Annotated in this window: 11 protein-coding genes; 4 read left to right on the forward strand and 7 right to left on the reverse strand. The window is 71.4% G+C overall.

Annotated elements, in window-relative coordinates:
* Positions 1-3 precede the first annotated feature (3 nt).
* The 7 genes from Q9R20_RS04025 to Q9R20_RS04055 form a co-directional block, all read right to left on the reverse strand.
* A complete protein-coding gene (locus Q9R20_RS04025) occupies positions 4-483 on the reverse strand; it encodes an NUDIX domain-containing protein (protein WP_311248104.1) in 480 nt (159 codons plus the stop codon).
* Positions 483-2123, reverse strand: coding sequence for a DUF4407 domain-containing protein (locus tag Q9R20_RS04030; RefSeq protein ID WP_311248105.1), 1641 nt, complete (start codon positions 2121-2123; stop codon positions 483-485). The genes Q9R20_RS04025 and Q9R20_RS04030 overlap by 1 nt, the downstream gene beginning before the upstream one ends.
* 138 nt (positions 2124-2261) lie before the next feature.
* Entirely contained in the window at positions 2262-3275 is a 1014-nt protein-coding gene (locus Q9R20_RS04035; protein WP_074694703.1) for an aldo/keto reductase family protein, read from the reverse strand.
* Positions 3276-3384: 109 nt separating this feature from the next.
* Entirely contained in the window at positions 3385-4017 is a 633-nt protein-coding gene (locus Q9R20_RS04040; RefSeq protein WP_311248106.1) for a response regulator transcription factor, read from the reverse strand.
* Positions 4014-5237, reverse strand: a complete 1224-nt coding sequence (locus tag Q9R20_RS04045) for a histidine kinase (protein ID WP_311248107.1) — start codon at positions 5235-5237, stop codon at positions 4014-4016. Before Q9R20_RS04045 ends, Q9R20_RS04040 begins: the two co-directional genes overlap by 4 nt.
* Positions 5237-6040 carry an ABC transporter permease gene (locus tag Q9R20_RS04050; RefSeq protein WP_311248108.1) on the reverse strand — a complete coding sequence of 268 codons (804 nt, stop codon included), beginning with the start codon at positions 6038-6040 and terminating at the stop codon, positions 5237-5239. Before Q9R20_RS04050 ends, Q9R20_RS04045 begins: the two co-directional genes overlap by 1 nt.
* The gene (locus Q9R20_RS04055) at positions 6037-6912 is read right to left on the reverse strand and encodes an ABC transporter ATP-binding protein (protein ID WP_311248109.1); all 876 of its coding nucleotides are present in this window, start codon (positions 6910-6912) and stop codon (positions 6037-6039) included. Before Q9R20_RS04055 ends, Q9R20_RS04050 begins: the two co-directional genes overlap by 4 nt.
* Before the next feature lie 312 nt (positions 6913-7224).
* Here Q9R20_RS04055 and Q9R20_RS04060 point away from each other — a divergent pair, with 312 nt between their 5' ends.
* The 4 genes from Q9R20_RS04060 to Q9R20_RS04075 are packed head-to-tail and all read left to right on the forward strand — an operon-like array spanning position 7225 to position 13251.
* Complete coding sequence (locus Q9R20_RS04060; protein ID WP_311248110.1) at positions 7225-8727, forward strand: glycosyltransferase family 2 protein; 1503 nt, start codon at positions 7225-7227, stop codon at positions 8725-8727.
* Positions 8724-10712 (forward strand): glycosyltransferase family 39 protein, encoded by a 1989-nt coding sequence (locus Q9R20_RS04065; RefSeq protein WP_311248111.1) that lies wholly within the window; start codon positions 8724-8726, stop codon positions 10710-10712. Before Q9R20_RS04060 ends, Q9R20_RS04065 begins: the two co-directional genes overlap by 4 nt.
* Positions 10713-10744: 32 nt before the next feature.
* A complete protein-coding gene (locus tag Q9R20_RS04070) occupies positions 10745-11629 on the forward strand; it encodes a DUF4397 domain-containing protein (RefSeq protein ID WP_311248112.1) in 885 nt (294 codons plus the stop codon).
* Positions 11626-13251, forward strand: coding sequence for a class F sortase (locus Q9R20_RS04075; protein WP_311248113.1), 1626 nt, complete (start codon positions 11626-11628; stop codon positions 13249-13251). The genes Q9R20_RS04070 and Q9R20_RS04075 overlap by 4 nt, the downstream gene beginning before the upstream one ends.
* The last annotated feature ends 11 nt before the right edge of the window (positions 13252-13262 follow it).

Consider the following 13262-nt stretch of genomic DNA (forward strand, 5'->3'; position numbering starts at 1 on the left):
GGGTCAGCCGCCGGGCAGCTCCGCCAGGGCCGCGGCGAGCGCGTCGATCGCGGGGCGCTGCCCCTTCACGAGCGCCTCGCGCGCGGCATCCAGGCTCATCCACTCGGCGCGGTCGACCTCGGGGAACGTCGCGGTCTCGCCCGAGCGGGGCGGCCACGCCATCTCAAACGTCCCGAAGGTGAACTCGGATGCCGTGAACGAGGCGCCGTCACCGGCGAACACGACGACCTTCTTGCCGCTGGAGGACGCGAACGTGCCCACTTCCGCCCATTCGACCTCGGGCGGCTCGACGCCGAGCTCCTCGCGGAACTCGCGGTGGGCGGCATCCAGAGCTCCCTCGGTGTCGGGGTCGTACTCGCCCTTCGGGATCGACCAGGCGCCGGCGTCCTTCTTCGCCCAGAACGGGCCGCCCATGTGCGCGAGGAACACCTGCGGTTCCGGCGAGAGCCGGTACAGCAGGAGCCCCGCGCTCCAGACGACCATCAGGACACGGTCGCCGGAACGCGGTTCGCCTCGTCGGCGATGATGTCGGCGCGCTTGCGGAAGGTGCGGGCCGACACCCGGTCGAGGGCGATCTGTCCGCGCATCTTCTCGGCCTTCTCGTACAGCGAGGGGCCGCCGAAGCCGGTCAGCACCTTCACGAGCACGGGCAGCAGCTCGATCATGAAGAACAGTGCGGCGATCAGGTAGTGCGCCCAGCGCAGCACCGGCTCGCGGTCCGACAGGCGCTCGAGGGCGGTGATCTGGCTGAGCAGACCCACCGCGCCCGCGTTGCCGTCGGCGACCGACGACGCCCTTGCGTTGTACGCCGCGAGCGCCGACTCGTACTGCGCGCGGGCGGCGGGGAGCTGATCCTCGGCCTGCTGCTTGTTCGCATCAGCCGACGAGGCAGCCGCCTCGGCGCCCGCGGAGTTCGCCGCGGCGAGCGTCGACTGCGCCTGCGCGAGCTGGGTCGAGAGGGAGTCGTACGCCGACTGCGCCTGCGCGAGCTGCGCCTGGGCGGCGTCGGAGCTCGCGCCGTCACCGGCGACGCCGGTGCACCCGGGGACAGTTCCGGCGCCCTGACCGGTCAGCTCGCACTGGTACACCGCGCGCGCCTGGTCGATGACGGTCTGCTGAGCGGCGAGCTGCTGCGTGAGCTGGTCGACGGTCTGCTGCGCGGCCGCGGACTCGGCCGAGGTCGACGAGGTCCCGGTCACGATGCCGGTCGCCGCCTGATTCTCGAGTGCCGACACCTGCGCGCTCGCGGCGTCGAGCGCCTGCTTCTCGGGGCCGTTGGTCACGGCATCCTGATCGGTCAGGGCCTGCGTGACGTTCGTGGAGTTCACCTCGCGCGCGATGTCGTTCTGGAAGACCTGCAGCACGAGCGGTTCGGCGACCACGATGCCGATGAGCGCCGCCATGATCACGCGCGGGAAGGCGAGCCCGAGCAGCCGGAAGACGTTCTTGGTCGAACGCATCGTCGAGGTGAGGAAGCGGTCGAGGTTGAAGATGATCAGACCCCACACGATCGCGAGCGGGATCGCGAGCAGGATGCTGACGCGCACGCCGGTGAGCAGCGCGAACATCATCGACAGGGCCGAGACGAGAGCGGTTCCCGCGAGCACGAGGAACATCTGCACGAAACGCGGCACCTCCTCGGGCACCTCGTCGAGAACGTCGTTGTCGGCGCCGCCGAGCACGGCCATGCGACGGATCAGCGACAGGCGCGGACGGCGGGGATCGGAGCGCCGCAGACGGGGCTGGCGGGGCTCGGATGCCACGGGCGCGGATGCCACGGGCTCGGGCGCGTCGTCGGGGATCACCGCGGTCTCGTCGTCGGAGCGGGAGCGCTCGGAGCGATCGATCACCACGGTGTCGTGGTCGTCGGCGGGGGCGTCGTCGCGGGGCGTCTCGACCGGCTCCGCGTCGCGCGCGTCGACGACGAACGGGTCGACGGGCTCGTCGTCTGCGGGCGGCGCGCCCCACGGCTCGGACGTGTGGTCCTGGGCCTCGGCGGGGCGGTGGGCCGCGTTCTGCTCGGCGAGGATGTCGTCGAGATACTGCTCGCGTTCCTCGTCCGTCGTGAACTCGATGCGGCCATCGGAGCCGAAGCGGCCCGGCCGGTGAGCGGAAAAGGACATTCGCACAGAGTACGACGCCCACCCTGCCCTCTCCTGAGCGGCGCCTGAGGCGCAGCCGAGCGCCCTTCTTCGCGCCGTAGCGCGCCCCGCGGCGCGGCGGAGCGGAGCCGAAGCCCCGCCCCACCGGTCACGCGACTATCAGGCCACGCGCTGCTTCGGCGACACCTCGTAGGTGTTCTCGGGGTCGGAGTACACCGCGTCGCCGAGGGCCGAGTCGATCGCGGCGAGGGTGTCGGCATCCAGGGTGACTCCCGACGCCTTCACGGTGTCCGCGAGCTGTTCGGGTCGCGATGCACCCACCAGGGCTGCCGCGATGTTCGGGTTCTGCAGCACCCACGCGATCGCGAGCTGGGGCATCGAGAGCCCGGCCTCGTCGGCGATGGGCTTGAGGCGCTGAACGGCTTCGAGGGTGTCGTCGTTCAAGAAGCGCTTGATGAAGGTGGCGCCGCTCTTCTCGTCGGTGGCGCGCGAGCCCTCGGGCACGGGCTGACCCGGCAGGTACTTGCCGCTCAGCACGCCCTGGGCCATCGGCGACCAGACGATCTGCGAGATGCCGAGCTCTTCGCTGGTGGGCACGACCTTGCCCTCGATCACGCGCCACAGCATGGAGTACTGCGGCTGGTTCGAGATGAGCTGGATGCCGAGCTGCTTCGCGAGCGCGTGCCCGTCGCGCAGCTGCTCTGCTGTCCACTCCGAGACGCCGATGTAGAGCGCCTTGCCTTGGCGCACGATGTCGGCGAAGGCCTGGAACGTCTCTTCGAGCGGGGTCTCGTAGTCGAAGCGGTGCGCCTGGTAGAGGTCGACGTAGTCGGTGCCCAGGCGCTTCAGCGACCCGTTGATGGAGTCCATGATGTGCTTGCGGCTGAGGCCGGTGTCGTTGGGGCCCGCGGGGCCGGTGGGGAAGTAGACCTTGGTGAAGATCTCCAGCGACTCGCGCCGCTGCCCCTCGAGGGCCTTGCCGAGAACCGTTTCGGCGGCCGTGTTGGCGTAGGCGTCTGCGGTGTCGAACGTCGTGATGCCGGCGTCGAGGGCGGCATGCACCGTGGCGATCGCCGCGTCGTCACCGACCTGCGAGCCGTGGGTCACCCAGTTGCCGAGGGTGATCTCCGAGATCTTGAATCCACTGTTGCCGAGATAGCGATAAGCGACCATTCCTCCACGCTAGACCCGGCCACCGACACCGGGGCCGCGGCATCCGAATGTCTGCGTGACGGTCAGGATGTGTCACCCGTGAGAGCTCGAAGCGACCGGTTCCGACCTCTCACGAGGGCGACCGGAGGATGCCGAGCTCCATCGCCCGCGTGACGGCGCGCGTGCGATCCGCCACGTCGAGTTTCGCGAACGCCTTGAGCAGATGCGTCTTGACCGTCGCCTCGCCGAGGTGAAGGCGAACGCCGATTTCGCGGTTGCTCAGCCCCTGAGCGACGTGCGAGAGCACCTCGATCTCTCGAGGGGTCAGCGTCGGCACCTCGGGCGCCCGCCCCGCCTGCCCCACCAGCACCCGGGCGACGCTCGGCGCGAGAGCCACCTCGCCGGCTGCGACCGCGCGGATGCCCGCGATCAGCTCCGCTTCGGGGGCGGCCTTCAACAGGTACCCGCTCGCCCCCGCGGCGATCGCTCGCATGATGACGTCGTCGCTCTCGTAGGTCGTCAAGACGATGACACGCGTCGCGGGCACGCTCTCGCGCAGCATCGCGGTCGCCTCGTCACCGTCGCGGCGCGGCATCCGCATGTCCATCAGCACCACATCGGGACGTTCCTTCTCGACGAGGTCCACGACCTCCACCCCGTCGGAGGCCGCTCCGACGACGTCGATCCCGTCGGCGGCGTCCAGCAGGCCGACGAGCCCCGCGCGCACGATCGGGTGGTCGTCCGCGACGGCGACGCGGATCACGAGCGCCCCGCCGTCACCGGAACGCCGGCGCGCACCGTCGCAGCCCCGGGGGTGCCGTCGACCTCGAGCGACCCGCCGAGGGCGCCCAGGCGTGCCCGCAGCCCCTCGATGCCGTAGCCGTGCGCGCTGGCGGTGGCGTCGAAACCGACGCCGTCGTCGCGCACGGTGACCTCCACGACGCCGTGCCGCTCGGCGAGAGTCACCTCGACGCGACGGGCGCCGGAGTGCCGTCTCGCGTTCGACAGGCCCTCCTGCGCGCACCGCAGGAGCGCCACCTCGGCCTCGCGATCGAGCGGCGGTACCTCCCAGGTCACGAGCTCGACGTCGAGACCCGTTTCACGGACGGCCCGTGCGACCACCGTACGCAACGCTTCGGTCAGTCCGCCGGCCCCGACCGAGGCGGGTACTCCCCCGGCGACCAGCTCTCGGGTCTCGGCGAGTGCTGCCCGTGCGGCCTCCTCGACGAGCTCGAGGGTCGACGGCAACAGAGCTCCCTCGACCAGCTCGCGCCGGGCGCGCTGGGCGAGCATGACCGTCCCCGCGAGGCTCTGCGCGATCGTGTCGTGCATCTCGGCGGTGAGGCGCTCGCGCTCGGCCATCGCGCCGGCGTCGTGATGCAGAGAGGCGAGTTCGCTCTGCGCTGCCGTCAACTCGGCGACGAGGACATCGCGTTCGGAGCCGTACCGCGAGATTCCGCTGATCCAGAGCCCCAGCACGACGGCGGAGACGAATGACGCGCCCTGCACGAAGGCCATGACCGCCCACGATCCTCCACCGGTCCAGGGCAGCAGCGCAGCGAAGATCGACGCGGCCGAGACGAAGCACGCACCCACCGCGACGCGGGTCGACGCGGCCAGCGTCCACAGCAGCGGGAAGACCCAGAACTGCAGCATCGCGAGCCACGGCACGAGGAAGGTCAACAGCGCGACCGCGAGCACCGTGACCACCATGGTGACCACGTCGAGCGCGCCCATCGTCCCCGCCTCGCGCCGCAGCAGACGGGGCAGCACGAGCAGAATGAACACGGTGTAGGCCCCGAGAAGCGTCAGGGCCGCGACAGCCGAGGCCCACAGGATGCCGGCGACGACCGCGGATGCCACGGCGATACCCGCACCCAGGATTCCCGCCGCGAGGAAGGCGACGATCCACCCTCGCGTCGTGGGGAGTCCGACATCCGCCCCGTCCGAGGCGGCGACCGGGGTGGCGATGAGTTGCGACATCATGCGTCCTTTCGAATCCAGCGGAACGTCAGCCGCACGAGCGCGAGCCCGAGCACCAGCCAGAGTCCCGTCACGAGCAGGATCAGCGGGTGGTCCCACGACCCCGACGGCTCCCCCGCCGCGAAGCCCTCCGGCAGGAACACGGACCGGAAGCCCTGCGCGAGCCACTTCAGCGGGAACACGCTCGCGACGTTCTGCAGCCAGTCCGGCAGGGCCGCGAAGTTGATGTAGACGCCCGAGATGAACTGCAGCAGCAGCACGATCGGGATGACGACGCCGGTGGCGCTCCGCCCGGTCCGCGGCAGCGCCGACAGGCCGATGCCGAGGATCGCGCACGTGGTGACGCCGAGCAGGAACACCCACGCGAAGGTCAGCCAGCGCTCCGGGTCGGTCGGCAGCGGCACGCCGAAGAACACCGCGGCCACCACGATCAGCAGCACCGACTGCAGGAAGCCGGTCACCAGCACCTGGCCGAGCTTGCCGATGAAGTAGGACACCGGGCTGAGCGGCGTCCCGCCGAGACGTTTCAGGGTGCCGTCGCTGCGCTCCATCGCGATGTCGATCGACATGTTCTGCAGGCCCGACAGCAGCACGCCGGCGGCGAGCATCGCGGGGAGGTAGAACTGCGCGGCATCCACTTGTTCTCCGGGCGGGCCGAAGGTCTGCGCGTCGAAGGCGACGGCGAAGATCAGCAGGATCATCACGGGGAACAGGAACGTGAAGAACACCGAATCGCCCTGGCGGAAGTACGAGCGCACCTCGAACGCGATGCGCGCGGCACCCAGCCGCAGCACGCGGCTCACGCGAGGCCTCCCGCCGCGGCGGTGCGGCGCGCTTCGTCGCCGAGGAACGATAAGTAGACGTCCTCGAGACTCGGTCGCACCACCTCGAGCCGTGCCGGTTCGCCGAGCCGTCCGTACAGCTCCGCCACCACCGACCCGGGATTCTCGGTGCGCCGCTCGCGCACTGCATCGCCCTCGCGCCACCGCACGAGGGGCACGCGGGCGTCCGGTCCCCCGAGCTCATCGATGCGTCCGACGGATGCCACCTCCCCGCCGACGAGGATCGCCGCGCGCTCCGCCAGTTCGGCGGCCTCGTCGAGATAGTGGGTGGTCAGCAGGATCGTTGTGCCCTCGCGCTGCAGGTCGCGGATGAGATCCCAAAACTGCCGCCGGACCTCCGGATCGAAGCCGGTGGTGGGCTCGTCGAGGAACAGCAGCTCGGGGCGGCCGATGATGCCGAGTGCGACGTCGACGCGACGGCGCTGCCCACCCGACAGCTTGCGGACGGAGACCTTCGCCTTCTCGCTCAGCCCGACCGCGGCGATGACCTCGTCGACGTCCCGCGGGCGCGGATAGAACGAGGCGAAGTGGGCGAGCAGCTCACGCACGCTCGCGGTCGGCGCCTCCCCGGTGTTCTGCAGCACGATGCCCAGGCGCGCCTTCCAGTCCAGGCCGCCGCGGTGCGGGTCGACGCCGAGCACGCGTACCTCTCCGTCGGTGCGATCGCGGTACCCCTCGAGGATCTCGATGACCGTGCTCTTACCGGCACCATTTGGCCCGAGCAGAGCGAAGGTCTCGCCGCGGCGGATGTCGAAGCTCACTCCCCGAAGTGCCTCGAAGCCGCCCCGGTAGGTCTTCCGCAGGTTGTCGACGCGTACGACGCTCTCGCTCATGAGCCCAGTCTGACCGGCCGCGACGGCGACGGGAACGACGGGGTGGTGGAGTCGGCATCCACCGATCGGTGGAGGACGCGACGCACCGTCGCGGGCGCCGGTCAGCGAAGGCGCGGATCGCCGTCGCGTGCGAACCGGAACGGCTCTCCGCGGCGGCGCCCGGATGCCTCCGCGACCCGGCGAGGGAGCGTTGAGCTCCCTGGCAAAACCCTGACTGATCCAAACCATCCCCCCACCTCGCCCCGGATGACCCTCGTGCGCTGACCCCCCGCCCTCTCGTCGCACCTCCCCCTTACCGCCCTCGAACCGTCCATGTGGACGCTGGAGGTAGTTTTGTCGTTCCCGCACGTCCGCCTGTCCGTCACGGCCCCCGACCCGACGCCCGAACCGCTCCTCACGCCCGTCGCGCCCGCGCCCGGTCAGGGATCGACCGGGGTGACGGATGTCCCCGTCCCCGCCCAGCCCGGAATGACGGTGTCGGGCGGCTTCCTTCCCGACTGGTCGATCGGCGAGTGGCTCGGCTACAGCGGCGTCATCGTCCTGGCGCTCGCGCTGACCGTCGTCGCGACGACGACGCTGTGGTGGATGCTGCACGCCTGGCGTTCCGCCGACGACCTGCGCGCCACGCAGTTCAGCTCGTCCCCGCGCCCCGCGCGACACCGCTTCACGCTCCTCGTGCCCGGCCGGCACGAGGAGGAGGTGATGGGTCAGACGCTCGACCGCCTCGCGCAGCAGGACCACCCGGACTTCGAGATCATCGCCATCGTCGGCCACGACGACCCCGGCACCGAGCTGGTCGTGCGGCAGGCCGCCGCGCGGCATCCCGATCTGATCAAGGTCGTCGTGGACGACAGCGTCCCCAAGAATAAGCCGAAGGCCCTCAACCGCGCCCTGCAGATCGCGACCGGTGACATCGTCGGCGTCTTCGACGCCGAGGACGAGGTGCACCCCGGCCTGCTGACCGTCGTCGACTCCAAGTTCCAGGAGACCGGCGCCGACGTCGTGCAGGGCGGCGTGCAGTTGATGAACTTCGAGACCAGCTGGTGGTCGCTGCGCAACGTCCTGGAGTACTACTTCTGGTTCCGCTCGCGCCTGCACTTCCACGCCCGCTCCAAGTTCATCCCGCTCGGCGGCAACACCGTGTTCGTCACCCGCGACCGCCTCACGTGGTCGAAGGGATGGGACGACCAGTGCCTCGCCGAGGACTGCGAGCTCGGCGTGCGTCTGTCGAGCGACGGCGCGAAGGTCGTCGTCGCCTACAACCCCGAATACGTCACGCGCGAAGAGACCCCGCCGACCCTGAAGTCGCTCTACAAGCAGCGCACGCGCTGGAACCAGGGGTTCCTGCAGGTCCTCGGCAAGGGCGAGTGGAAAGCCCTGCCGACGCTGCGCCAGCGCATGTACGCCCGTTATCTGCTGAACATGCCGTTCCTGCAGGCGGCGACCGGACTGCTCATCCCCATCTCGCTCGTGTTCATCCTCCTCGTGAAGGTGCCGACCCCGGTGGCGCTGCTGACGTTCCTGCCCCTCGTGCCCACGATCATCACGCTCGTCGCCGAAGCGGCGGGACTGACCGAGTTCGGACGCGTCTACGACAAGAAGGTGCGCGTGCGCGACTACGTCCGCCTCGTGCTGGGCCTCGTTCCCTACCAGGTGTTCCTCGCCGCCGCCGCCGTGCGCAGCGTCGTGCGTCAGCTGCGCGGTGACGGCAGCTGGGAGAAGACCGAGCACACCGGCGCCCACCGCGACGCCGCGCCTGCGACCCCGTCCGCCGCGCCCGACCTCGTCGGCGCCGGCTCGGAGGTGACCCGATGACCTCGACGATCGACCGCATCCCCACCGGCACGATCCCCTCCGACCGTGCGTCGGCGGGCCTGCGCCGCCGGGTCTCGCCGTGGCGCGCCCGGCTGGGCGACGCGCTGTGGCTGCTTCCTCCCCTCGTCCTCGGCTTGGTGGTCAACGCCCTGAATCTCGGAGGCTCGCCGCAGCGCATCGACGACGAGGGCACCTACACCGCGCAGGCATGGAGCATCGGCAACCTCGGCGAGCTCACGCACTACACGTACTGGTACGACCACCCGCCCCTCGGGTGGATGCAGATCGCGGCCTGGGTCGGCCTGACCGATGGCTGGGACCGGTACGACGTCGCCGTCATCGCCGCCCGCGAGGCGATGCTCGCCGCCACCGCCGTGGCCGCCGTCCTGCTGTGGTTCGTCGTGCGCCGCATCGGCTTCGCCCGGTTCACGGCATCCGCGTCGGTCGCCCTGTTCCTGCTGTCGCCGCTCGCGGTGCAGTTCCACCGGCAGGTGTACCTCGACAACATCGCCACCGCCTGGCTGCTCGCCGCCCTGCTGCTGGCGATGAGCCGACGCGCCCAGCTCGCCGGGTACATCGGCGCCGCGGCCGCATTCGGCGTCGCCGTCCTCACGAAGGAGACGTACCTGCTCGCACTGCCGCTGGTGGCGTGGTTCATGTGGCGCGGCGCGGACCGCACCACGCGTCGATACACCCTGTCGGTCGCCGCAGCCGTGCTGGGGCTCATCGGCCTCGCCTACGTCGCCTTCGCCCTCGTCAAGGGCGAGGTGGCGCCCGCTCCCGGGCGCGTGAGCCTGTGGGACGGGCTCGCGTTCCAGCTGGCCTCGCGCGAGGGAAGCGGATCGCTGTTCGACCCCGAGAGCCTCATGTCGCGCACCGTCGGCCTGTGGTGGCAGCTCGACGCCGTGCTCATCGTCACCGCGCTCGCGGCCGCCGTGGCGGCCCTGTTCGTGCGTCGCCTCCGCCCCTGGGCGATCACCCTGCTGGCCCTGACGGCCTTCATGTTCCGCGGCGGATACCTGCCCGTGCCGTACGTGATCATGCTGCTGCCGTTCGCGGCCGTGGTGGTCGCCGGGATGGGTCAGGTGGCCGTCGAGGCGCTGCGCTCCCACGGCGCCCTGCGGCGCATCGGCGGTGTCGGAATCGCCGTCGGGCTCATCGTCGCGGTCCTGGCAGCGGGTCCGTTGTGGGCCGCGCAGCTGCGCGGGTTCCTGCTCGCCGACCTCGACCGACCGCTCCGCGACGCCGAGGCGTGGATGACGCAGAACGCCCCCGCCGACTCGCGCATGCTCGTGGACGACGCGATGTGGGTGGACCTGGTGCGCGCCGGTTTCGAGCGCGAGAACGTCGTCTGGTACTACAAGGCCGACACCGACACCGACGTGCAGCGGCTCGCCCCCGACGGGTGGCGCGACTACGACTACGTCATCACGACCGACTCGATGCGCACCTTCCCGACCGAGTTCCCGACCGTGCGCCAGGCGATCGAGAACAGCGCCGTGGTGGCGTCGTTCGGCGAGGGCGCACAGAAGGTCGACGTGCGTCTGGTCGACACGGCCCAGGCGGCGCTCGCACAGGCCGCCGACGACGATCTCTACGCCGCCCGATCGGTCGCCGGGCAGCAGGTGCTGCAGAACCCCGACGTCGGCATCCCCGGCGAGGAACAGGATCTGCTCACCTCAGGCGTCGTCGACGGACGCATCCTGCTGACCCTCGGCCAACTGTCGTCGCAGGGCCGGATCGACGTGGCCGACATCGCACAGCTCGAGGGCGACCCTTCGGGCGTGCACCGTCAGCTCATCGTCAGCTCATTCGCGGGTCAGGACGCCCGGGGGGATGCCGCCGGGGCCGACGCCCTGCTGCGCTTCTACGAGTCGCTCACCGGCCCGCTGCGCCCGGTCTCCGTCGAACGCGGCGATGCAGGCGTGATCATCACGTTCTCGCCCGACGAACCCGTCGACCTGCTCCCGCGTCCCACCTCCTGATCCTCTCCTTCCCCCCCAACGAAAGGACCGCCATGTTCCGTGCAACCACCTCCCGTCGTCGCGCCAGACTCGCCGCGATCGGAGCCGCCGCCCTGCTCACCGCGGGGATCGGCGTCGCCACGGCACCGGCCGCCTCGGCGGCCCCCACCGCGCCCGGCGGGTGGGCGCGCGTCGCGCACCTCTCCCCGGACACCAAGTCGGTCGACGTCCAGCTGACGGCGCTCGCCGGCGGGGCCGTCGTCTACGAACTCGACGACGTCGCCTACGGCGCGGTGAGCCCCTACATCCCCCTCGCCGACGGCACGTACGTCGTGTCGATGGTGCCCTCGGATGCGGCCGACGGCACGCAGCCGGTCGTGCAGCAGTCGATCGACATCGCCGAGGGCGAGCCGCTCACGGTCGCCGCATACGGCCGCAACGCCGATCTGAAGACCACGGTCTTCGAGGACGACCTCTCCGCTCCCGCCGCCGGGCAGGCGCGGGTGCGCGTCGTGCAAGCCTCGACTGTTGAGCCGACGGTGGACGTCGACACCGCCCAGGGGCGCCCGATCGCACGCGACGTGCCGGCGGGCTCGGCGACCGACTACGCCGCAGTGCCGGCCGGTTCCTGGGATCTCGAGCTGACGGGTGCAGACGAGTCCGCGACCTCGGCCGTCGATCTTCCGGCGGGGTCGGTCTCGACCCTCTTCGTGCTCGATGACGCCCGGGGTGCGCTGACGGCGCAGACCATCACCGACTCGGCGACCCTCGCCGACATGCCCGTCGGCGGCATCCACACCGGTGGGGGCGGCACCGCCATCTCCTCGGCCGCGTCGGCGGGTGCCGCTGCGGCGGGTGCCGGTACAGCGGCGGTGGCTCTGGGCGCATTCGCGCTGATCGCGGTACGCCGGCGCCGACGGGGCGAGGCGGGCGCGTGACGTCCGCGCGCCGCACGCTGACGGCCGGCGCGGTCGCAACCGTCGTCGCCCTGACGATGGCGGCGTGCAGCACCGGGCCCGATTCCGACACCGCCGACCGCACCACCGCAACGGCCGAGGCCTTCCTCGACACGTACGTCGACGGGGGCCGCGTGGTACGAACGGACCAGGGCGGCGACACCGTCAGCGAGGGGCAGGCCTACGGCCTGCTCCTCGCCGTGGCCGCGGACGACCAGTCGCGCTTCGACAGCATCTGGGACTGGACCACCACGAACCTGCAGCGCGACGACGGCCTCCTGGCGTGGCAGTGGAAGGACGGCGCGGTCGTCGACGAGCAGCCCGCCTCGGACGCCGACCTCGACGCGGCTCGCGCCCTGGTGCTCGCGGGCGACGCCTTCGCCCGTGACGACCTCCGCGATCAGGGCGTGGCCCTGGGCGCGGCCGTCCTCGACGAGATGACGGCCGAAACCGCGCTCGGCCGCATCCTGCTGCCGGGACCGTGGGCGACGGCATCCCCGCACGCCTACAACCCGTCGTACGCGTCGCCGGCCGCGTTCGATGTGCTCTCGCGCGCGTCGGGCGATCCCCGATGGGAGGAGCTGGCCGCGGGCAGTGCGGCGGTGACGAGCGCGCTGATGGATGCCAACACCCTGCCGACCAACTGGGCCACGGTCGCCGACGACGGCGCCGTCGCGCTCGCGGGCTCCGCGGGCGGCGGGGGCGAGCCGGCGTACGGCTACGACGCCGCGCGCACGACCATCCGGTTCGCAGAGTCGTGCCGGGAGGACGACCGCGCCCTCGCCGCGCGCGTGGCGGCGGTGCTCCCCGGCGGCGAGGAGCTGCCCGCCGAGCTCGACGCGGGTGCGGGGGCCCTCACCTCGGATCGGCATCCGGTCGCGTACGCCGCGCGGGCGGCCGCGCTCGCCGCGAGCGGACGCGACGACGATGCGCGGGCCGATCTGCAGCGCATGGCGGACACGGCGGCATCCACCCCCACCTATTACGGTGCGGCCTGGACGGCGCTCGCGACGGCGATGCTCACCGACGACGTGCTCGACGGATGCCCCGCTCTCGCGGGCGACGGGGCCGCGGCGGGCGCGGCGGGTGCCGAGGCGGCGACGGCGCCGGGCGTCGGCGCGGCGAGCGGGTTCCAGGACCCGGTCGCCCCCGCGGCGGCCAACACGGCCGCGCCCGTGCACATCTCGATTCCGGCGATCGGGGTGGACTCGGACCTCATCGGCCTCGACCGCGGGGCCGACGGGTGGATCCAGTCCCCCCGCGACTACGACGCGGTGGGCTGGTACGAGAAGGGCGTCCTTCCCGGAGAGATCGGGCCCGCGGTCATCGCGGGCCACGTCGACTCGCCCACCGGGCCGGCGGTGTTCTTCGACCTGCCTCGACTGACGCCGGGCGACACGGTGTCGGTCCGCCGCGCGGACGGGTCGACCGCCGACTTCGTGGTGACCGGCCTGCAGACCGTCGAGAAGAACAGCTTCCCGACCGAATCGGTCTACGCGCCGACGCCGACGCCGCAGCTGCGGCTGGTCACGTGCGCCGGCGCGTGGGATCCGGCCAGCGGGCATTACGTCGACAATCTCGTCGTGACGGCCGTCGCCGCGTGACGACGGCGGGC

The organism is Microbacterium sp. PRF11, assembly GCF_031844085.1.
Taxonomy (GTDB): domain Bacteria; phylum Actinomycetota; class Actinomycetes; order Actinomycetales; family Microbacteriaceae; genus Microbacterium.